Origin of the sequence: Methylocaldum sp., from assembly GCF_039794385.1 — a bacterium.
Classification (GTDB): domain Bacteria; phylum Pseudomonadota; class Gammaproteobacteria; order Methylococcales; family Methylococcaceae; genus Methylocaldum.
This window is the reverse complement of record NZ_JBDIVO010000051.1, coordinates 1-20,058: the sequence shown is the minus strand read 5'-3', so window position 1 is coordinate 20,058 and position 20,058 is coordinate 1. Positions and strand designations below refer to the sequence as shown.

Here is a 20,058-nt window from a genome sequence, read left to right as displayed (position 1 = left end):
GGAGGGGAGAACGTAGGTCGGCAATCCCTTGCCGACAAAGCCCTTCGCCGAGCCGATACGTCGGCAAGGGATTGCCGACCTACATATCCGAATCCCTTACACCGATTCGGAAAACGGGCTAGCCAGAGAGGGGGGACACGAGGGCGTAAGAAAGGGCATGCGCAACGGCTTTCAGATCCACACCGCTAAACTGTGGTGAAAAATGCTCAAGGCACTCGTTGATGTGGTCGGCGAATCCGCTTACGAGATCGCTGCCTTATGTAAGCTGTCGAGAAACGAGCCACATCTCAGGCGTCGGCAAAGGATTGCCGACCTACGCCTTTCCAGAAATGAAACACATCCGTCGGGGAAGGATTATCGACCTTCGGCACTGCCTCCAGCGGATTTATCGAGGATAGCGGCCGGTCAATCACAGGGAATGAGTGCCGGGGATAACCCCGCTGCGCCCTTCGCATCCGTAGACTTCAGAATTTCGTCCAAGTCCGATGCTGGACGAGTCCATGGAATCCGAACCCAATAAGCCTCGTTTCGCACTTGGCGGGGTACTACCTCGGTAATGATGCCCTGTTCCGTGAATGTCTTCTGAGCCTGCTCGGCTCGGTTTCTGGTTTTAAAAAGACCAAGGGATATCGCGCCTTGTAAAGCGCCCTTGTCGAACAGCCAAAGGTCGGTTACTCCTTTCTCGAGCAGCATCTTCCGGTTCGCCTTGGCGGTATCCAGATCGTGAGCCTTGGGAAACAGCACCCACCAACCGTCGGTCAGATCCGAAGGTTTCTTGATAAGGCTAGCCTGATCGGACTCAGGCTTAACCAGATTCAAGACTTCGCGCGCCCGCGTCTCGTCCGTAATCGGGCCCCACTGAAAACAGCCCGATTCCACGGCCCGTGTCGACAACATGGGCGGCGTTTCGGTAGGTACTTCCGATTTCTGAACCGGCTCCGATTCGACAATCGATGTCGCCCCCTTGATCTGTTCCGGCTTAGCCTCGGTCGTGGACACCTCGGCCAAAACCAGGTCAGGGGCTTTTTCGGGCAACCCAGTGCGCTCGCTGAGCAAAGCTATTTGTTCCACGACATGGGGGAGCCGCAATTCCTGATAGGACGACGCACTACTGACTCCCCGCCCGAGTATGCTGCTTTCCCACAGGAAAAATACGACGTTCGCCAGAATCAGACTATAAAAAGCATACTTCATGAAACGCTTCTCGCGATGCGGAGCAATCCCCGCAATATCAGATCCGGAACCACCTTACACGGGCCGTCGAGTTTGTCGGCAATCCTATCCGCATCGCCGCCGGTAATGACCAAATCGGGTACATGCCCCAATTCTTTCTCCGCTTTTCCGACCGATCTCTCGATCAGTCCCGCGCAAGCGGCTAATACTCCGCCTTCTACGGCTGCGGCTGTGCTCCGTCCTAAAACCTCGGGATCGCCGCGGTCGATCTCTCCGATGCCCTTCGTTTCCAGCGCCAACGCCCGTTTCATCATCGCCAAGCCGGGCGCGATGAGGCCGCCGAGATGCCGGCCTTGCGCATCAAGTACGTCGAAGGTCAACGCGGTACCACAGTCGGCGACACAGACCGGCCCCTTGCTGAACTCCCGCGCGGCAATCAGACTCACCCAACGGTCGACCCCTAGCTTTTCCGGCTTTTCGTAACCGTTCACCACACCGTAGCCTCGATCGGCCGGTTTGACGAAGTTTGGCGAAACTCCCCAGCGTCTTTGCGTCCAGGCCGTTGCGATGTGTTCCGCCTCGCCGCCGACAACGTTACAGATATATATGCGGCGCTGTATGGGCAGAGTCAGCCAGTGGCGGTCGAATGACTCTTCTAGCGATTCGCCAGCCGAAGGGAAAGATTCGCCCGAAACAATCCGATTGTCTTGCGCGATTCCCCATTTCACTCGGCTGTTGCCGATGTCGACCAGAAGCCGCATGACAGTCTCCGGCTCAGCCGGCGATCCGGAGCCGCACATCACCGGATGCGAACTCGCGGCGTTTCCCGTCCTTGCACACCACGACCAGCAACCCTTCTCCGGTAACATCCGCAACTGTGCCGGCGGTTTCCGTATCGCCCTGACGGACGACCACCTCGCGCCCGGTCAGATGATGATAGCGACGCCATTCAGCAAGATAGGGCCCAAGTCCGGTGTGCCGATAATCGTTCAGCAAAGGCAAAAGCTCGCTCAGAATCGAGGCGGCCAGGCGGTTTCTCGAGGGAGCCGATGCGCCGGCCACCGTGGCAAGATCGACCCACGCCTGATCTATCCCGCGCCCCACGACGGGGGGAATGTAGCGGTTCAGCCCCAAGCCCACGATCACGGCGCATCCGCCATGGGCTTCCCCGGCGACCTCCAGCAAGATCCCCCCCAATTTGCGATCTTCCCACAAGATGTCGTTCGGCCACTTGAGTCCGACCCCAATGATCCCCATACGGTCCAGGGCCCGAATCACGGCCACCCCGACAGCCAGGCTAAGGCCTGCCACGAGGGAGTGATCGTCGAAACGCCACAAGACCGAGAGATAAATATTTGCTCCCAGGGGCGAAAGCCAGGAACGACCTATTCGTCCCTTGCCGGCCGTCTGCGTTTCCGCGAGGCATACCGCCCCCGAGGGAGCACCTTTCGCAGCGAGGCGCATCAAATGCGTATTTGTCGAATCGATCTCGTCGCAGATGTCGAGACCGCCGAGCAGCCGGCCGGCGCTCGGACTCAACGAGGATTGGATGACTGTTTCGCTGAGCAATTCAACGGGCTGGGTCACCCGGTAGCCTTTGCCCGGCAAGGCAGCGATTTCAATCCCACGGTATTGCAGAGCACGAACGGCTTTCCAGACTGCCGTTCTGCTGATACCGAGGCGACTCGCCAGTTCCGTTCCGGAGTGAAAGCCATTATCGGACAGCAAATGAAGCAGGGTCTTAGTCAGCGCATCGTACTGCATGAATAAAGCGGGGCGCGGAAGCGCTTATTCCGATGGCTGTTTCTTGTTTCTAAGCTGCTGCAGCTGCCGTCTGACGACGTGGCGAATCAGTAGCTCCCGATCGCTGTCGCGCAAGCCGACGAAATCCACGGAAATTTGGTAAGGCAGCTCGGAATCGGGCCCGTTCTTTTTGCAATAAACGATACGACCGTACGCAATTAACCCGATCAGATCAGGCGGCAAGACCATCTTGATTTCCAGCACTTTACCTGGAGCATAGGGCTTTTCCACATCGAAGGATAAACCGGAAGCGCTGAGGCTAACACCTTGAGTGGTCTGCTCCGGCAAGTTGGCCTCGTAGCTCAGGAAAGCCCGGGCGATGAGATCGATTTTGCGCTCCAGAACCTTCAAAAAATCGCCGATTTCCGGAGTGTCTTTTTCTATTCGCCGCAGCAGCTTTCGGGACTCCTGAGTCAGTAAATCCAGGCTGGCTGAAAGGGCGAAAGAATCCAAGGGAAAGTCCCGCGGACTTCGATTATCAGGAATCTCATCAGGCGCTATTTCCCTGAAAAAAAGAATAATCTCGTCTTCTATCCGAAAATATCGCCTGCGCTCCTTTTCCGCGTCCCTGCCACTCATCGGTTCCGTCCCCTCGTCATGATCCGCTTGGTGGTCGACCATAAAACTCATCCGATAGTAACTAAGTCTTATCCAGAGCCGCCTTATCTAAAACCTTCAGCCGTTCCAATTTTTCCGCGATCTTGATTTCCAGCCCTCTCGAAACCGGCTTGTAGTATGCACGGGGCGGAAACCCTTCGGGGAAATAATTTTCACCCGCCGCATACGCTTCGGGTTCATCATGAGCGTAACGGTAATGCTTTCCGTAATCGAGTTCCTTCATCAAGCGCGTGGGGGCGTTGCGAAGATGAGTCGGCACTTCCAAACTGCCGGTTTTGGCAGCATCGGCACGAGCCGTATTATAGGCGACGTATACCGCATTGCTCTTGGGGGCACAAGCGAGATACAGAACCGCTTGAGCCAGGGCCAGTTCGCCTTCCGGGCTGCCGAGACGCTCCTGAGCATCCCAGGCGTTTAGGGACAGCTCCAGCGCGCGCGGGTCCGCATTGCCGATATCCTCGCTGGCGATACGGACGATGCGGCGTGCGAGATAAAGCGGATCGCAGCCGCCGTCCAGCATGCGGCACAGCCAGTACAAGGCCGCGTCCGGAGCGCTGCCCCGCACCGATTTGTGCAGCGCGGAAATCTGGTTATAAAAATCCTCGCCCTGCTTGTCGAATCGCCGGTTTCCGCCGCCGGCGAGCACTTCCCGTGCGATGTCCGGGGTGATTTTGTCTTGTCCCACTTCCAACAGATCGAGAGTGATCTCCAGCAGACTCAGGACTTTTCGAGCATCACCGTCGGCCGCCTTGGCGTACCAGCAGCGAAGCTCCTCGGGAAATCCGAGGTCCGGCCGGCCGACGCCTCGTTCGCCATCCCGCAAGGCCCGCTCGATGAGATCCAGCAGATCGTCTTCCGACAAGGACTTCAACAGGTAAACGCGGGCACGCGAAAGCAAGGCGTTGTTCAGCTCGAAGGACGGATTCTCGGTGGTGGCGCCGATGAAATAGATGGTGCCGTCTTCCACATGGGGCAGAAAGGCATCCTGCTGGGATTTGTTGAAGCGATGCACCTCGTCCACGAATAGAATGGTGCGCCGATTATGCTCGGTCAAAAGCCGCTTCGCCTCGGCCACCGCTTCTCGGATTTCCTTGACGCCCGCCAGTACCGCCGAGATCGGCAGGAATTCCGCGTCGGCGTGACGGGCGACGATCCGCGCCAAGGTCGTCTTGCCGGTGCCGGGCGGCCCCCAGAAAATCATCGAATGAAGCTTGCCGGCCTTGATGGCCTCATAAAGAGGCTTGCCGGGCGATATCAAATGCCGCTGGCCGATATACTCGTCCAGGCAGCGGGGCCGCATCCGGTCGGCCAGAGGTCTCTGAAGATCCGTATTCACGCGTTTATTTTTCCTCGAACACGTCGACTCCCGGCGGAGGACGGAATTCGAACAGGCTGCGGTCCAGCTTGAGTCCCGTTTTCACCCCGGTGAAATAGATGCGGGTGAGCTGGCCGAAATTGTCGCTCAGTTCCATCCCCGCGAGCGTGTCGCCGTCCAGGCCGATCAGGACGTATTTGAATCCGCTGTCTTCGGCCTTCGGCACCAGCTTGATCCAGAACAAGCCCTCGTCCATGCCCTGATTCTCGATCTTGAAATTCTTTTCCAGCGCCACTTCGCCGCTCAGCAGCAGGGCCGGCGTGGAACCGATCGCATCGTCGAGGCGCTTGGCGGTTACCTGTTCGAGGTCGACGTCGTAGAACCAGACCTTGCCGCCATTGGAAACGATTTCCTGGCTGTAAGGCTTCTTGTAATCCCAGCGGAACTTGCCGGGACGCTGGAGATAGAACACGCCGCTGGTACGCTGGCGGGGACTGCCGGCTTCATCGATCACGACCTGGGAAAATTCCGCCTGTAGGGTATTCGCTTTCGCCAGGAAATTCCGGAGCCGCTGGACCGGCGCCTCTTCCGCCGCTATCGGAAAGACCGGAAGAACGATCAATAAAAGAAGTAATGCTTTTTTGAACATCGTTTGTTTGTTACTCAAGAGTTCTTGGCCAGAACTTCCGCATAGCCGGTGTAATCGCGGGGCGTCAACGCCAGCAAGCGCTGCTTCGCGTCTTCCGGAATGCTCAGCCCGAGGATGAACTCGGACAGCGCCTCCGGCTCGATGCGCTTGCCCCGGGTCAGGTCCTTCAGCTTTTCGTAAGGCTTTTCGATGCCGTAACGGCGCATGACCGTTTGAATCGGCTCCGCCAGCACTTCCAGATTGGCGGCAAGATCGGCTTCCAGTACGCCCGCGTCGAGTTCGAGCTTCCCGAGCCCCTTGAGGGTCGATTGCAGCGCGATCAGCGTATGGGCGATCCCTACGCCGATGTTCCGCAGCACGGTCGAATCGGTCAAATCCCGCTGCCAGCGCGAGATCGGCAATTTTTCAGAAAGATGACCGAAGACCGCATTGGCCATCCCGAGATTGCCTTCCGAATTCTCGAAATCAATGGGATTGACCTTGTGCGGCATGGTCGAAGATCCCACTTCGCCAGCCACGGTTTTCTGGCGGAAATAGCCCAGCGAAACATAACCCCACACGTCGCGGTCGAAATCGATCAGCACAGTGTTGAAACGCGACAGGGCGTGGAAAAACTCGGCAAGATAATCGTGAGGTTCGATCTGGGTGGTGTAAGGATTGAACGTCAAACCCAAAGACGTAACGAAGTTTCGGCAAAAGATCGGCCAATCGATCTCGGGATAGGCAACCCGGTGGGCATTGTAATTGCCCACGGCACCGTTGATCTTGCCCAATAGTTCGATCGACTCCAATTGCTTCAGCTGTCTTTCGAGGCGGGCCGACACGTTGGCGAACTCCTTGCCCATGGTCGTCGGCGTAGCGGATTGTCCGTGGGTACGAGACAGCATCGGCTGGCCGGCATAAATCCCCGCCTTTTCTTTGATGGCGGCAACCAGTTGCCGAATCTGCGGCAGCAGAACGCTGTCCCGAGCTTCCTTCAGCATCAAGGCATACGCCAGATTGTTGATGTCCTCAGAGGTGCAGGCGAAGTGGATGAACTCGCTCACCCGAACCAATTCCACATGATCGGCGATCTTTTCCTTGAGGAAATATTCCACCGCCTTGACGTCGTGATTGGTCGTCCTTTCGATTTGTTTCACGCGTTCCGCATCGCTTACGGAGAAACCGGTCAGGATAGCCTCCAGGCGATCGTTGGCGCTATCGCTCAGCGCAGGCACCTCGCCAATGCCCGGCTCTCCTGCCAAAGTTTGCAGCCACCGAACTTCCACCAGCACCCGGAAACGAATGAGGCCGTATTCGCTGAGGATCGGGCGCAACTCGTCCGCTTTGTCGGCATAGCGCCCGTCGATGGGGGAAAGGCAGGTGAGAGACGTCATTCAGAAAACCTTAACTTTATAGTGAGATTGCGAAACTCAGGCCACAGCCCGAAAAACCGACGTCGAGGTCGGGGCGGCATCTAACGCGCGCTCGATGATCCCGCCGCCCAGGCACTCCTCGCCCTGATAGAACACCACCGATTGGCCCGGAGTCACGGCGCGCTGCGGTCGATCGAAGACGACGCGGATTCTCTGTTCGTCGACAGCTTCGACGGTACAGATCTGATCCGGCTGACGGTAACGGACTTTTGCAGCGCATCGAACAGGCGTATCGGGAGCCTTGCCGCGCACCCAGCTCAAGCTTCCGGCTTCCAGGCCGGCATGGAACAGCATCGGATGATCATGCCCCTGACCAACGACCAGAACATTGCGCTTCAAATCCTTGGCCAATACATACCATGGCTCTTCCGAGGCGCCTTTCATGCCGCCGATGCCGAGTCCTTGCCGTTGCCCCAGGGTGTAATACATCAACCCGTCGTGGCGTCCGATGATTTGACCGTCGGGCGTTTCAATCTCGCCCGGCTGAGCAGGCAAGAAACGCTGCAAGAATTCCTTGAAACGACGCTCGCCAATGAAGCAAATGCCGGTGCTGTCTTTCTTCTGATAATTGGATAATCCCGCCTGCTCGGCGCGCTTTCTGACCTCGGATTTTTCCATGCCCCCGATCGGGAACAACACGCGAGCCAACTGCGGCTGCCCCAGGGTGTAAATGAAATAGCTTTGATCCTTCTGTTGATCGATCCCTTTCAGCAGAGTGTAACCGCCGTCCCGACGTCCGACCCGCGCGTAATGCCCCGTCGCGATCAAATCGGCGCCTAAATCCGTCGCATAATCCATAAAGGCTTTGAACTTGATCTGCTGATTGCAGAGGATATCCGGATTGGGCGTGCGGCCAGCTCTATACTCGCTCAGGAAGATCTCGAACACCTCGTCCCAATATTCGGCGGCAAAATTGACCGCGTGCAGCGGGATGCCCAGTTTGTCGCAGACGCCTTTCGCGTCGGCGAAATCCTGTGGAGCGGTGCAAAGGCCGGTATGATCGTCCTCCTCCCAATTCTTCATGAAAAGACCGATCACGTCATAGCCCTGTTCCAGGAGCAACAAAGCGGTGACGGAGGAATCCACTCCGCCTGACATACCGACGACGACTTTCTGGGACATGAATTCAACTCAGCAAGGATTTGAGCACCGACAAGGGATAGCGTTCCCCGGCGAGATAATCGTCGATGCATTTCATCACCAAAGGACTTCGAAGCCGCATTTTCTCGCTCAAAAGTTCCTCGCGGGTCAGCCACAAACTGCTCACGATGCCCTCGTCGAGAGGACTATCCGGATCGTGACCATCAACCGACCCGACAATTCCGATTCGAAGAAAACTGGCGTCTCCCGCAGCCCGGCGCCATAGATAAATCCCAACCAGTGCCTCGGGTCTGAAATGCCATGCGGTCTCTTCGAAGGTTTCGCGGATAGCGGCCTCGATGACGTTCTCTCCTGCTTCGACATGACCTGCGGGCTGATTGATCACAAGCTCGCCGTTATCGGCTCGCTCCTCGACTACGAGAAAACGCGCGTCCCGCTCGACGATGGCCGCGACGGTGACTCGCGGCCTCTCATTCCGGCTGAATTCGGTTTCGAGCTGGTGCATGCACTTTTAACTGATGTGTAAATTGCCTAGCCGGTTCGCGTGTGCTAAAAGAAAAACGGCCATATAACATATAGAATTAGAATGTTGCGAGGTTTGTCGATGCCCGGTGGGCAGGCTAGGATAAACCCTCTAACTTACCCCTTCCGGCTGGAGCTGAATCATGCCGTTCAACCTAAGCAGTTTAGGATTAGCGATAAAGCTGTTATTTTCCGGTTATTTGACGGTCATAGCAATCGGCTATGCCGTCGCAATGATCCAGATCCTGTTTACCCACGGAATGGCTGACGGCAAATTCGGTCTTTCCATCGAAGATATCGTCTACAGCTATTACGGCAATCGTTCCGGTTCCGTACTTGAAAGCCAGCTGAACGGCTCCATGAAGCCCATGGCGCCGGACGAAGAACGCTTCAAGATCATCCAATGGGTGCGCGACGGCGCCAGCGAGAAAGCTTATGAAAGCGACATAAAGCCCATCTTCGAGCAACGCTGCGTCAGTTGTCACAATGCGGAAGCCGGCGGATTGCCCGACTTCACGCAATTCGCGACCATCAAAGCGCGGACCGCATCCGACGAGGGCGCGACTTTCTCGTCATTGACGCGCGTGTCGCATATTCATTTATTCGGCATTTCATTCATTTTCATGTTCGTCGGACTGATCTTCGCCTTATCCACGGGAGTTCCCGTGAAACTGAAGGGCGCGGCGATCATCATGCCTTACGCTTTCTTACTGCTTGACATCACATCCTGGTGGCTGACTAAACTGAACCCACACTTCGCCCTCCTGGTCGTTCTTGGAGGCGCTGGTTTGGCTATGGCGTTCGTATTCATGTGGGTGGTCTCGATGTACGAGATGTGGATACTCCCCAGAAAGCTTCCTTTTCCGGATCGTCGTAACGCTTTAACGCGATCGTGAAACCTATGGCGAATGGTTGTGACGGGAAATCATTTATACCAAGGGCGGTCTAATACAACGGAGCCCGCAGATGCTATAGTAGCCGTGGTCTAGACATGTTGCAGTTCAAGGGCGAGAAATGGCACAACATCCTGATCACAAGCTCACAGACGATGTTGTCGTACAGGAAGCGAAGCCAAAACTTAAACGGCCACCGCTTTATAAAGTGATTCTGTTGAACGACGATTTCACTCCGATGGATTTCGTCGTTTTGGTATTGAAAACGTTCTTCGGCATGAGCGAGGAAAAAGCTACCCAGATTATGCTTCACGTTCATACGCGGGGCATCGGCGTTTGTGGCGTCTTCTCCAAGGACGTCGCAGAAACCAAAGTCCAGCTGGTGAACGATTATTCTCGGCAGCACCAGCATCCTCTGCTTTGCACAATGGAGGAAGCCTGAACAGGCCCTGATTCTATGTTAAGCAAAGAACTCGAATATTCATTAAACGTCGCGTTCCGATCGGCCTACGAGAAAAGGCACGAATTCATAACCGTCGAGCATCTCTTGCTCGCGATGCTCGACAATTCGATAGCCGTTGAAGTGCTTCGAGCCTGCGGCGCGAACATCGATCAATTGAGAAAGGATCTGACCGAGTTTCTGGATGAAACGACGCCGCTCATCCCGCCTGGCGTGAAGCGCGAAACTCAGCCGACGCTCGGCTTTCAGCGAGTCCTCCAGAGAGCGGCCTTTCACGTCCAGTCCTCGGGCAAGAAAGAGGTCACCGGCGCCAACATCCTGGTCGCTATTTTCAGCGAGCAGGACTCCCAAGCCGTTTATCTGCTCAACAAGCAGGACGTGACCCGCTTGGACGTCGTCAATTACATTTCTCACGGCATTTCGAAAGTTCGCGAAGATTCGGATGCGAGTCCGAAAAGCAGCACCACTTCGGAAAGCGACGAAGGTGAAGGCGCTGCCGCCAATCCTTTGGAAAAATTTGCTTCCAACCTTAACGAATTGGCGAAACGCGGAAAGATTGACCCGCTGATCGGACGCAAGGGCGAGATCGAACGCACCATCCAGGTCCTGTGTCGGCGTCGCAAGAATAATCCGTTGCTGGTCGGCGAGGCCGGCGTCGGTAAGACCGCGATCGCTGAGGGACTGGCCAAGAAGATCGTCGACAAAGAGGTGCCGGAAGTCCTGTCGGAAAGCACGATTTATGCGCTGGATCTCGGCTCCTTGGTTGCCGGAACCAAATACCGCGGCGATTTCGAGAAACGTCTCAAGGCACTGCTTGCACAGCTCAAGAAAGAGCCCAATTCGATTCTGTTCATCGACGAGATTCACACCATTATCGGAGCCGGATCGGCGTCGGGCGGCGTGATGGACGCCTCGAACCTGATCAAGCCGGTATTGGCCTCGGGCGAACTGCGCTGCATTGGGTCCACCACTTATCAGGAATATCGGGGTATTTTCGAAAAAGACAGAGCTCTGGCCCGTCGTTTTCAGAAAATCGATATCCATGAGCCTACTGTCGACGAGACCTACCATATTCTGCGCGGACTCAAGTCGCGGTTCGAAAAACACCATGACGTGAAATATTCACTGGCAGCGCTCCGCACGGCAGCCGAATTATCCGATCGGTACATTACCGACCGTCACTTGCCGGACAAAGCTATCGACGTGATTGACGAGGCAGGGGCCAGCCAGCGGCTGTTGCCGGTTTCCCGCCGGAAGAAGCTGATCGGCACTTTGGAGATCGAGGATATCGTCTCGAAAATCGCGCGCATTCCGCCGAAAACGGTTTCCACCAACGACAAGGACAAACTGCGGGATCTCGAAAAGAATCTGAAGATGCTGGTATTCGGCCAGGATGAAGCCATTTCGACCTTGGCCTCCGCGATCAAACTGTCGCGAGCGGGACTTCGTGAAGTGCAAAAACCCATCGGCTGCTTCCTGTTCGCAGGCCCAACCGGCGTCGGAAAAACCGAAGTCACCCGCCAGTTGGCCAAGGTACTGGGCATCGAGCTCATCCGCTTCGATATGTCCGAATACATGGAGCGGCATACCGTATCCCGATTGATTGGTGCCCCGCCCGGCTATGTAGGCTTCGACCAGGGCGGCTTGTTGACCGAAGAAGTCAACAAGCATCCGCATGCAGTGTTGCTTCTCGACGAGGTCGAGAAGGCCCATACCGATGTGTTCAACCTGTTGCTGCAGGTCATGGATCACGGCACCTTGACCGATAACAACGGACGAAAGGCCGATTTCCGGAATATCATCCTGATCATGACGACCAATGCCGGAGCCTCCGAGGGCGGCAGGCCGTCGATCGGTTTTACCCAGCAGGATCACTCCACCGACAGCATGAAGGTCATCGAGCGAATGTTTTCGCCCGAGTTCCGCAACCGGCTGGATGCCATTATTCAGTTCAAGCCGCTCAACCTCGACATCATCGGCCAAGTCGTCGACAAGTTCATGTTCGAACTGGAATCGCAACTGGCGGAAAAGCGGGTGTCGGTGGTTTTGGAGCCCGATGCGCGGGAATGGCTGGCCGAACACGGCTTCGACCCGTCTATGGGGGCGAGACCCATGGCCCGGGTTATTCAGGAAAACATCAAAAAGCCCTTGGCCGATGAAATCCTATTCGGCAAGTTAAGCGAGGGCGGAGTAGTGAGAATCAGCGTGGAAGATGGCCAACTGGCGTTTACCATCGAAGGCGTGCACGAAGCAGCGGAAGTCTGAGTTCTTAACGCTGACGAAAGGTGATTCGGCCTTTCGTTAAATCGTACGGCGTCATTTCCACTTTTACGCGGTCACCCGTCAGAATGCGGATGTAATGCTTGCGCATTTTGCCGGAAATATGTGCCGTAATAATATGACCGTTATCCAACTGGACGCGAAAAGTCGTATTGGGCAAAGTTTCGATCACTTTGCCTTCCATTTCGATGTGATCTTCTTTCGACATAAACCTCTCTCAAAAGTGAATACGAACAGTAAAAGCCGAATAATATCATATTAAGTTTCAAGCACGATATTCTCGCCTTTTTCCACCAGTACCCAGTCTTCGCCCACCAGAGCCTGTAGAGGACGAAACGAATTTTTATAGCTCATTTTTCGGCAACCGGATATCCAGAATCCGAGATATAGCCAATCCAATCCGCGTCGTTTGGTCTCCGCTACTTGCCACAAAATGGCATAGCTGCCCAGGCTGAGTGCGGGTAAATCGGGATCGAAGAACGTATAAACCGCCGAGAGGCCATCGGCCAAACAGTCGGTGACAGCTACTGCCAACAAGCTATCCCCGCGCTTAAACTCGTAGAAACCGGTCTCCGCCCATCCGCACGCAAGAAAACGAATGTAATCCTCCGCCGAGGATTCGGCCATATGGCCATCCGAATGCCGCGCATTGAGATACCGCAGGAAGAGTCGATAGTGCGCCTCTTCGAATCGAGCCGGCTTCAGAGCAATTTCCAAATCGGCATTCATCCGCTGAATCCGACGCTGCCCGCGATTCGGCCGAAATCGCGCGACCGGTATGCGTACCGGCACACAAGCCGAGCAATTCGAGCAGTGCGGCCGGTAAACCATGTCGCCGCTTCGACGGAAACCTCTGGTTGCGAGCCACGAATAAATATCGACATCCAATGCCTCCCGTGGCGAAACATAAGCCATCTGCGCCTGCCTTCCCGGCAGGTAATCACAATCGTGCTCATAGCTGATGTAGAGCGGTATCGATTTCATAAAACCCCGCCCGCCGACTTCCAAGCCTCGCTCGAAACCGGCTGTTCACAATAAATTTGCAACAATTTCACAAACTCCGAGCGCGGAATCTCTTCCGCTCCCAAACTGGCTAAATGCCGGGTATAGACCTGGCAATCGATCAGGACATAACCCCACCGCTTCAAACAGTCGCACGCGAAAGCGAAAGCAGCCTTGGAAGCGTCAGTGACATGGTGAAACATCGATTCTCCAAAAAACACCCGGCCGATCGAAACCCCGTAAAGCCCGCCAACGAGAGCCTCTTCCTGCCACGCCTCGAAGGAATGGGCCAGGCCCAGATCAAAAAGATTGGAATAAGCCCGCTTCATCTCCCCTGTTATCCAGGTTCCACTCGCATAGTCTCGCGGCTCCGCACAAGCATCCATGACGCGGTCGAAACATACATCGAAACTGAAACGAAATTCACCGCGCCTGAGCCGCTTGCCAAGGCTCCGGGAAATCTTGATATTCTCGGGTTGTAGGATCAACCGCGGATCCGGCGACCACCAGAGAATCGGTTCGTCTTTGCCGAACCACGGAAAAACGCCGCTCCGATAGGCATTCACCAGCCGCCGCGCAGAGAGACACCCGCCCACTGCCAAGAGTCCGTTCGGTTCATCCAGAGCCGTTTCCACCGGCGGAAACGGCTCGTTTCGATCAAAGGGATTCAGAACGGTCAGCATGGTCGAAATTTTTGAAAGGCGAGTGGGCATTTAGTTCCGACATATAGGCGCGTACCAAACCCATCTCCCGCTCCAAAAAGCGTGCTATGGGGTCGCGGAATCCGACGTCGGCCAGCCAGTGGGCCGACCAGGTCTCGGTCGGCAGAAAGCCTCGACTGACTTTGTGTTCGCCCTGAGCGCCGGGTTCGAAGCGACGGAGGCCCTCCTCGATACAATATTCAATGCCCTGGTAATAGCAAGCCTCGAAATGAAGAGCGGTCACGTCCTCCGTGCATCCCCAGTAGCGACCGTACAATGCATCGCGACCGACGAGAAAAAATGCTGCCCCGACGATTCGTCCGTGTCGCTCGGCGAGAACCAAAAGGATTTGCTCTCCCATCTTTGCGGCAATCGCTTCGAAAAACTCGAGCGTCAGCGCCGGATAGTTGCCATGTCTCGCGAAGGTGGACCGGTAAAGCTCGTACACCGTACGCCAAATGTCGGGCTCCACTCGGTCGCCCCGGATTCTTCGCAACTCCACCGAGGCGTCCCGCACCTGCCGGCGCTCCCGCTTCACTTCCTTGCGCCGCTTGGCGGTAAAGCCCGACAAAAAGTCCTCGAAATCCCGGTAGCCCCGGTTTTCCCAGTGGAATTGACAGCCGAGCCGCTTCAACACGCGCTCCGAATGCAGCAATACCCGGTCCTGCGTGAACAACCAGTGCAGCGAGGAAACTCCTGCATCACGCGCCGCCTCGATCGCGAACTCAACCGCGGCTTCCGCCAAGCTATCCGAGTAACGCTCGGGCGGAATCAGAAGACGCGGGCCCGTGGCCGGCGTGAACGGCGAGGCCACGACCAGCTTCGGATAATAGGGCATGCCTGCTCTTTCGTAGGCGTCCGCCCAGGCCCAATCGAAAACGAATTCGCCGAACGAGTTGAGTTTGAGATACGCCGGCAGGGCGCCTACCAGGCGGCGCTCGGAATCCTCGATCACCACATGGTAGGGAATCCAGCCGACGTGCTCGCCCAGGCAACCGCATTCCTCCAATGCGAGCAAGAATTCATGCCGTAGAAAGGGATAAGCGCCGTCGGTCAGCGCATTCCAGGCTTCGGGCTCGACCGCGCCGATATTGCGAATGATGCGCGACCTCAAGCCCGCCAACTGCGTCTTGTCTTGGGCATTCATCTCGTATCCTCAACAGTCAAAAGGCCGCATGCCGTGATCGATTCGCCAAACCATGAAATAATAACGCCTTTCCGCCAACACAATCCTGTCAAAATGGCTCAGTACATTTTCACGATGAACCGGGTGAGCAAAATCGTGCCGCCCAAACGCGAGATTTTGCGCGACATCTCGCTGTCCTTCTTTCCCGGCGCAAAGATCGGTGTGCTCGGCCTGAACGGGTCCGGCAAATCCACCCTGCTCCGCATCATGGCCGGCGTGGACAAGGAATACGACGGCGAAGCCCGGCCGCAGCCTGGAATCAAGATCGGCTTTCTTCCGCAGGAGCCTCAGCTCGACCCGACCAAGACCGTTCGCGGCAATGTCGAAGACGGCGTGGCTGAAATCAAGGCGTTGGTCGACCGCTTCAACGAGGTCAGCAACGCTTTCGGCGAACCCGACGCCGATTTCGACAAATTACTCGCCGAGCAGGCTGAACTCCAGGACAAAATCGAGGCTGCCGGCGCCTGGGAACTCGAACGCAAGCTGGAAATCGCCGCCGACGCCCTGCGCCTTCCGGACTGGAACGCCGACGTCACCAAGCTTTCAGGCGGCGAACGCCGCCGCGTCGCCCTGTGCCGGTTGCTGCTGTCGAATCCCGACATGCTGCTCCTCGACGAACCCACCAACCACTTAGACGCCGAATCGGTGGCTTGGCTCGAACGTTTCCTCCACGACTTTCAGGGCACGGTCATCGCCGTTACCCACGACCGCTATTTCCTGGACAATGTCGCCGGCTGGATTCTCGAATTGGACCGCGGCCACGGCATCCCCTGGGAAGGCAATTATTCCTCCTGGCTGGAACAGAAGGAAAAACGCCTGGAAATGGAGGAGAAGCAGGAAACCGCCCGCCAGAAAGCCATGAAGGAAGAGCTGGAATGGGTGCGCGCTAATCCCAAGGGCCGGCAGGCCAAGAGCAAGGCACGTTTACAGCGGTTCGAGGAACTGTCGTCCAGCGAATACCAGGCCCGTAACGAGACCCGCGAGATCTATATTCCGCCGGGGCCACGCCTGGGCGAACTGGTGGTGGAATTCGAGGGCGTCTCGAAGGGTTTCGGCGACCGACTGCTGATCGAGGACCTGAACTTCCGGCTGCCGCAGGGCGGCATCGTGGGCGTGATCGGCCCCAACGGCGTCGGCAAAACCACCCTGTTCCGCATGATGGCCGGTGCCGAAACGGCCGACACCGGCAATATCCGCGTAGGTCCGACGGTTCAGCTCGCCTATGTCGAGCAGTTCCGCGACGCCATGGACGACAAGAAAACCGTCTGGGAAGAAATTTCCGACGGCCTCGATATGGTCACGGTGGGCAAGTATCAGACGCCGTCCCGCGCCTATGTGGGCCGCTTCAACTTCAAAGGCTCGGATCAGCAGAAGCGCATCGGCGAGCTATCGGGCGGCGAACGCAACCGAGTTCATTTGGCCAAGCTGCTGAAAGCCGGCGGCAACGTGCTGTTGCTCGACGAGCCGACCAACGATCTCGACGTGGAAACCCTGCGGGCGCTTGAGGAAGCGCTGCTGGAATTCCCGGGCTGCGCTGTGGTCATTTCGCACGATCGCTGGTTCCTAGACCGCATCGCCACCCATATGCTCGCCTTCGAAGGCGATAGCAAGGTGGTCTGGTTCGAGGGCAACTATGCGGACTACGAAGCCGATCGCAAGCGTCGTTTAGGCGACGAAGCGGAAAATCCGCACCGGATCCGCTTCAAACCCTTGATGGGCTGAGAGCTTGTGGATAAACCTACTGCGCGATTCGAGTCCGCGCCTGCGGTGCTCAACGTACTCGATCTAACCAAGGCATCGCGTAGCGATTCTTTGAATCCCCCTCTCTCCTTATGGGAGAGGGCCGGGATGAGGGCCTGTACGCCTGTGCTTTTCACGCCGGACCTCCGTGTCCGGCACCCTATGGGCGGCAACTGCCGTGCAAATCGGCATTCCTGCCGATTTGTCGGCACGGACTCGAACCGCTCGCGACGGTTTCTCACAAGCTCTGATTCGAAGCTGTAATATGGTTATTTCTTCGCAAAGAAGGCCGATATGGCGGCGGCTCGATCCGCCGCCACTTTCTTAACGTGCGGACGGGATTCCATCATGCCCATATAATCGGCGGCGCCGGTGACTTTCTGCAAGAAATCCTCACCGTAAATGCGTTGCGTGGCGGATGACAGCAAACCGAAACTGGGCCAGAGGGCACAATCGGCCGCCGTGAAACGCTTGCCGGCTACATAAGGAGAAAATTTCGCGAGGCGATTGAACGCATCGATGCCCATACCGATTTTTTCCTTGACCTCGGCCTTGGTTTCATCCGAGGCTGAACCGCCGAAGAATGCCTCTCCGTACAGGCGCCGGACGACGAGTTCCACATTCAGCTCGAAATGTTGAATCAACTCCCGGCACTTGGCACGCTCGAAAGGGTCGGATGGATAAAGCGGATTTTGCGGAAACGCCTCTTCCAAGTATTCGAGAATGACCTGGGACTCCGAGAGCGGTCCTTTATCGGTTAACAAAAAAGGAATCTTACCGGCGGGCGAGAATTGCAAAATTGCTTCCTTATGGAACGGATTGGCCGCCTGCTCCTCGAACTCGATGCCTTTTTCCAGAAGAACCAGCTTGACCTTATTGTAATAATTGCTGATAGGAAAACCGCAAAGCTTAATCATCAATCCTCTCCTGAGTTAATAGCCGAAACGCCGGTTCCGAAAACCCAGAGTATCGTACATCGAACATCGCTCCACTAGCTCTATCGAACACATGACATTACCCAATTCAGTTACGTCCTTCGAACAATTAGCCATTGCCCAGCCCATCCTTCAGGCGCTCCGAGAGATCGGTTATGAAGCCCCGTCGCCTATTCAGGCGGAAAGCATCCCTCACCTATTGGAGGGACGCGATTTGCTCGGACAGGCCCAGACCGGCACAGGAAAAACCGCGGCCTTCGCAATTCCCATCCTGACCCGGATCGACCTGTCCCAGCGTTCGCCACAAGCCCTGGTGCTCGCGCCCACCCGCGAACTCGCCATCCAGGTGGCCGAGGCCTTCCAAACCTATGCCCGCCATCTCGAAGGCTTCCACATTCTGCCCGTTTACGGCGGCCAGGGCATGGGATCGCAATTGCGGCAACTCGCCCGCGGCGTCCATGTCATCGTGGGCACGCCGGGCCGGGTAATGGATCATCTCCGCCGCGGAACCTTGTCTTTGGATAATCTGACCACGCTGGTACTCGACGAAGCCGACGAAATGCTGCGCATGGGCTTCATCGAGGATGTCGAATGGATTCTGGAACAAACGCCGCAGACTCGCCAGATCGCGCTGTTTTCGGCCACCATGCCGACCGTCATCCGCAAAATCGCCGACCGGCATCTCAACAACGCGGCGGAAGTAAAAATCAAGGCGAAGACTGCCACCGTTGAGGCCATCAGCCAGCAATATTGGCTGGTCTCGGGCGTGCAAAAGCTGGAAGCCCTAACCCGCATTCTCGACGCGGAAGATTTCGACGCCATGATCATTTTCGTCCGCACCAAGACCGAAACCGTGGAGCTGGCCGAGAAACTGGAGGCTCGCGGGTATGAGGCCGCGGCCCTGAACGGGGATATGAGCCAGGTCTTGCGCGAGAAAGTCATCGACCGCTTGAAGAAGAATGCCCTGGACATCGTCGTCGCCACCGACGTCGCCGCGCGCGGACTGGACGTGGAGCGGATCACGCATGTCGTGAACTACGACATTCCCTACGACAGCGAAGCCTATATTCACCGCATCGGGCGCACCGGGCGCGCCGGGCGCAAAGGCAAGGCCATTCTGTTCGTCGCTCCGCGCGAAAGGCGAATGCTGCGCGCCATCGAGCAAACCACTAGACAACCCATACAGCAAATGCGGCTGCCTACCCTGCAGGACATCGCCGACCGCCGCATCGAGCAGTTCAAGGCTCAGTTGGTTCAAACTCTGGACGACGAGGACGTGAGCTTTTACCGGGAACTGGTGGACAAATTGGTCACCGACGAAATAGGCGATTCCGCCGATATCGCCGCCGCTCTCGCCTATCTGATGCATCGCGAACGTCCGCTGGAAGCTACCGAGGAACCGGAACTATCGGCTCCGGAACCGGTTCGTGAACGCCGGCGGGAAAGAACACGCCCGGAAGGAGGAACACTGCGCTACACCATCGACGTCGGCCGCGAGCACGGCGTGCAGCCCAAGGATATCGTCGGCGCCATTGCCAACGAAACCGGGCTTTCTTCCAAGCTGATCGGTCAGATCAAACTATTCGATACTTACAGCACGGTAGAACTTCCGGCCGATCTCCCGGACGATTTCTTTAGGCTACTGAAGAAAACCTGGGTAAAAAACCAGCGCCTCAATCTGCAATTGCTGGACAACGGCGGTCGGAAACCGGGCAAGAAGCCGGCAAAGTCCGGCGAACGCAAGTTCGGGAAACCGAAAGCCTCGGGGCAGGATAAACCGGCGGCGAAACGCCGCCCCAAAGAAGACCAGCCTTAAACCGGTCGTCCGTCTATGGAATTACTCGCACAACTGATCGCCAGGGCATCCGAACTGCTCGATCGTCTCGAAAGACGGATGCCTTCCGGGCCGGCGGAACCCGATTGGGAAGGTGCCATCGCCTTCCGATGGCGCGGAGCCGGTCACGCCAACCCTTTGCAACCCATCCGAAATCCTCACCGGCTGGCCCTGGCCGATATCTTGTGCGTCGACCGGCAAAAGTGCGAGCTGGACCGGAATACCCGGCAATTCATCCAGGGATTGCCGGCCAACAACGCCTTGCTTTGGGGCTCGAAGGGCACCGGCAAATCCTCGCTCATCAAGGCTCTTCTCAACGAATATGCCTCCGTAGGTCTGCGTGTCGTAGAGGTGGATCGGCAGCATTTGGTCGAGCTGCCGGACATCTTGGATCTGCTCTATCCGCGCTCGGAAAAATTTATTCTGTTTAG

General features: G+C 56.7%; 20 protein-coding genes. 6 read left to right on the top strand and 14 right to left on the bottom strand.

Annotated features, from left to right (window positions below; all coding sequences use genetic code 11):
* Positions 1–405: 405 nt before the first annotated feature.
* From ABJK70_RS07145 to ABJK70_RS07105, 9 genes are read right to left on the bottom strand one after another with little or no spacing between them, the layout of a single operon-like run.
* Positions 406–1,194 carry a hypothetical protein gene (locus tag ABJK70_RS07145; RefSeq protein ID WP_347257641.1) on the bottom strand — a complete coding sequence of 263 codons (789 nt, stop codon included), beginning with the start codon at positions 1,192–1,194 and terminating at the stop codon, positions 406–408.
* Positions 1,191–1,934 (bottom strand): type III pantothenate kinase, encoded by a 744-nt coding sequence (locus tag ABJK70_RS07140; protein ID WP_347257640.1) that lies wholly within the window; start codon positions 1,932–1,934, stop codon positions 1,191–1,193. The genes ABJK70_RS07145 and ABJK70_RS07140 overlap by 4 nt, the downstream gene beginning before the upstream one ends.
* 13 nt (positions 1,935–1,947) lie before the next feature.
* Complete coding sequence (locus ABJK70_RS07135; protein WP_347257639.1) at positions 1,948–2,937, bottom strand: biotin--[acetyl-CoA-carboxylase] ligase; 990 nt, start codon at positions 2,935–2,937, stop codon at positions 1,948–1,950.
* Positions 2,938–2,961: 24 nt separating this feature from the next.
* The gene (locus ABJK70_RS07130; protein ID WP_166642521.1) at positions 2,962–3,597 is read right to left on the bottom strand and encodes a PilZ domain-containing protein; all 636 of its coding nucleotides are present in this window, start codon (positions 3,595–3,597) and stop codon (positions 2,962–2,964) included.
* A gap of 19 nt (positions 3,598–3,616) precedes the next feature.
* Complete coding sequence (locus ABJK70_RS07125) at positions 3,617–4,930, bottom strand: replication-associated recombination protein A (protein WP_133716910.1); 1,314 nt, start codon at positions 4,928–4,930, stop codon at positions 3,617–3,619.
* A gap of 4 nt (positions 4,931–4,934) precedes the next feature.
* The gene (gene lolA, locus ABJK70_RS07120; protein WP_077728049.1) at positions 4,935–5,558 is read right to left on the bottom strand and encodes an outer membrane lipoprotein chaperone LolA; all 624 of its coding nucleotides are present in this window, start codon (positions 5,556–5,558) and stop codon (positions 4,935–4,937) included.
* A 14-nt stretch (positions 5,559–5,572) separates the two neighbouring features.
* A complete protein-coding gene (purB, locus tag ABJK70_RS07115) occupies positions 5,573–6,934 on the bottom strand; it encodes an adenylosuccinate lyase (RefSeq protein ID WP_077728048.1) in 1,362 nt (453 codons plus the stop codon).
* 36 nt (positions 6,935–6,970) lie between these two features.
* Positions 6,971–8,095, bottom strand: a complete 1,125-nt coding sequence (gene mnmA / locus ABJK70_RS07110) for a tRNA 2-thiouridine(34) synthase MnmA (RefSeq protein WP_077728047.1) — start codon at positions 8,093–8,095, stop codon at positions 6,971–6,973.
* A 4-nt stretch (positions 8,096–8,099) separates the two neighbouring features.
* Positions 8,100–8,579, bottom strand: a complete 480-nt coding sequence (locus ABJK70_RS07105; RefSeq protein WP_347257638.1) for an NUDIX hydrolase — start codon at positions 8,577–8,579, stop codon at positions 8,100–8,102.
* A gap of 160 nt (positions 8,580–8,739) precedes the next feature.
* Here ABJK70_RS07105 and ABJK70_RS07100 point away from each other — a divergent pair, with 160 nt between their 5' ends.
* From ABJK70_RS07100 to clpA, 3 genes are all read left to right on the top strand, one after another.
* Positions 8,740–9,492, top strand: coding sequence for an elongation factor-1 alpha (locus tag ABJK70_RS07100; RefSeq protein WP_077728045.1), 753 nt, complete (start codon positions 8,740–8,742; stop codon positions 9,490–9,492).
* Positions 9,493–9,610: 118 nt separating this feature from the next.
* Positions 9,611–9,931: an ATP-dependent Clp protease adapter ClpS gene (clpS, locus tag ABJK70_RS07095; RefSeq protein WP_077728044.1), complete on the top strand. Its 321-nt coding sequence runs from the start codon at positions 9,611–9,613 to the stop codon at positions 9,929–9,931.
* 15 nt (positions 9,932–9,946) lie between these two features.
* Positions 9,947–12,214 carry an ATP-dependent Clp protease ATP-binding subunit ClpA gene (clpA, locus tag ABJK70_RS07090; protein ID WP_077728043.1) on the top strand — a complete coding sequence of 756 codons (2,268 nt, stop codon included), beginning with the start codon at positions 9,947–9,949 and terminating at the stop codon, positions 12,212–12,214.
* Positions 12,215–12,218: 4 nt separating this feature from the next.
* On the opposite strand, the gene infA is transcribed toward clpA, so the two are convergent.
* The 4 genes from infA to ABJK70_RS07070 are packed head-to-tail and all read right to left on the bottom strand — an operon-like array spanning position 12,219 to position 15,079.
* Positions 12,219–12,437: a translation initiation factor IF-1 gene (gene infA, locus ABJK70_RS07085; RefSeq protein WP_026609371.1), complete on the bottom strand. Its 219-nt coding sequence runs from the start codon at positions 12,435–12,437 to the stop codon at positions 12,219–12,221.
* A gap of 50 nt (positions 12,438–12,487) precedes the next feature.
* Positions 12,488–13,213 carry an arginyltransferase gene (locus ABJK70_RS07080; RefSeq protein ID WP_086133568.1) on the bottom strand — a complete coding sequence of 242 codons (726 nt, stop codon included), beginning with the start codon at positions 13,211–13,213 and terminating at the stop codon, positions 12,488–12,490.
* Positions 13,210–13,914, bottom strand: a complete 705-nt coding sequence (gene aat, locus ABJK70_RS07075; protein ID WP_347257637.1) for a leucyl/phenylalanyl-tRNA--protein transferase — start codon at positions 13,912–13,914, stop codon at positions 13,210–13,212. The genes ABJK70_RS07080 and aat overlap by 4 nt, the downstream gene beginning before the upstream one ends.
* Positions 13,889–15,079, bottom strand: a complete 1,191-nt coding sequence (locus tag ABJK70_RS07070) for a GNAT family N-acetyltransferase (RefSeq protein ID WP_156879528.1) — start codon at positions 15,077–15,079, stop codon at positions 13,889–13,891. The genes aat and ABJK70_RS07070 overlap by 26 nt, the downstream gene beginning before the upstream one ends.
* Before the next feature lie 93 nt (positions 15,080–15,172).
* Here ABJK70_RS07070 and ettA point away from each other — a divergent pair, with 93 nt between their 5' ends.
* Positions 15,173–16,840 (top strand): energy-dependent translational throttle protein EttA, encoded by a 1,668-nt coding sequence (gene ettA, locus ABJK70_RS07065; protein ID WP_086133571.1) that lies wholly within the window; start codon positions 15,173–15,175, stop codon positions 16,838–16,840.
* A gap of 287 nt (positions 16,841–17,127) precedes the next feature.
* Here ettA and ABJK70_RS07060 read toward each other — a convergent pair whose 3' ends face one another.
* The gene (locus ABJK70_RS07060) at positions 17,128–17,775 is read right to left on the bottom strand and encodes a glutathione S-transferase (protein WP_210024161.1); all 648 of its coding nucleotides are present in this window, start codon (positions 17,773–17,775) and stop codon (positions 17,128–17,130) included.
* 91 nt (positions 17,776–17,866) lie between these two features.
* Between ABJK70_RS07060 and ABJK70_RS07055 the strand changes: the two genes are divergently transcribed.
* Both ABJK70_RS07055 and ABJK70_RS07050 read left to right on the top strand, forming a co-directional pair.
* Complete coding sequence (locus tag ABJK70_RS07055; protein WP_077728038.1) at positions 17,867–19,609, top strand: DEAD/DEAH box helicase; 1,743 nt, start codon at positions 17,867–17,869, stop codon at positions 19,607–19,609.
* Between the two features lie 15 nt (positions 19,610–19,624).
* Positions 19,625–20,058, top strand: a 434-nt coding sequence (locus ABJK70_RS07050; RefSeq protein ID WP_347257636.1) for a DUF815 domain-containing protein, incomplete at its 3' end; no start/stop codon positions are given.

What these genes read in the sequence shown, in the direction of transcription:
- ABJK70_RS07145 (WP_347257641.1), bottom strand. Translation starts at nt 1,194, where the DNA reads ATGAAGTATGCTTTTTATAGTCTGATTCTGGCGAACGTCGTATTTTTC.
- ABJK70_RS07140 (WP_347257640.1), bottom strand. Translation starts at nt 1,934, where the DNA reads ATGCGGCTTCTGGTCGACATCGGCAACAGCCGAGTGAAATGGGGAATC.
- ABJK70_RS07135 (WP_347257639.1), bottom strand. Translation starts at nt 2,937, where the DNA reads ATGCAGTACGATGCGCTGACTAAGACCCTGCTTCATTTGCTGTCCGAT.
- ABJK70_RS07130 (WP_166642521.1), bottom strand. Translation starts at nt 3,597, where the DNA reads ATGGTCGACCACCAAGCGGATCATGACGAGGGGACGGAACCGATGAGT.
- lolA (WP_077728049.1), bottom strand. Translation starts at nt 5,558, where the DNA reads ATGTTCAAAAAAGCATTACTTCTTTTATTGATCGTTCTTCCGGTCTTT.
- purB (WP_077728048.1), bottom strand. Translation starts at nt 6,934, where the DNA reads ATGACGTCTCTCACCTGCCTTTCCCCCATCGACGGGCGCTATGCCGAC.
- mnmA (WP_077728047.1), bottom strand. Translation starts at nt 8,095, where the DNA reads ATGTCCCAGAAAGTCGTCGTCGGTATGTCAGGCGGAGTGGATTCCTCC.
- ABJK70_RS07105 (WP_347257638.1), bottom strand. Translation starts at nt 8,579, where the DNA reads ATGCACCAGCTCGAAACCGAATTCAGCCGGAATGAGAGGCCGCGAGTC.
- ABJK70_RS07100 (WP_077728045.1), top strand. Translation starts at nt 8,740, where the DNA reads ATGCCGTTCAACCTAAGCAGTTTAGGATTAGCGATAAAGCTGTTATTT.
- clpS (WP_077728044.1), top strand. Translation starts at nt 9,611, where the DNA reads ATGGCACAACATCCTGATCACAAGCTCACAGACGATGTTGTCGTACAG.
- clpA (WP_077728043.1), top strand. Translation starts at nt 9,947, where the DNA reads ATGTTAAGCAAAGAACTCGAATATTCATTAAACGTCGCGTTCCGATCG.
- infA (WP_026609371.1), bottom strand. Translation starts at nt 12,437, where the DNA reads ATGTCGAAAGAAGATCACATCGAAATGGAAGGCAAAGTGATCGAAACT.
- ABJK70_RS07080 (WP_086133568.1), bottom strand. Translation starts at nt 13,213, where the DNA reads ATGAAATCGATACCGCTCTACATCAGCTATGAGCACGATTGTGATTAC.
- aat (WP_347257637.1), bottom strand. Translation starts at nt 13,914, where the DNA reads ATGCTGACCGTTCTGAATCCCTTTGATCGAAACGAGCCGTTTCCGCCG.
- ABJK70_RS07070 (WP_156879528.1), bottom strand. Translation starts at nt 15,079, where the DNA reads ATGAATGCCCAAGACAAGACGCAGTTGGCGGGCTTGAGGTCGCGCATC.
- ettA (WP_086133571.1), top strand. Translation starts at nt 15,173, where the DNA reads ATGGCTCAGTACATTTTCACGATGAACCGGGTGAGCAAAATCGTGCCG.
- ABJK70_RS07060 (WP_210024161.1), bottom strand. Translation starts at nt 17,775, where the DNA reads ATGATTAAGCTTTGCGGTTTTCCTATCAGCAATTATTACAATAAGGTC.
- ABJK70_RS07055 (WP_077728038.1), top strand. Translation starts at nt 17,867, where the DNA reads ATGACATTACCCAATTCAGTTACGTCCTTCGAACAATTAGCCATTGCC.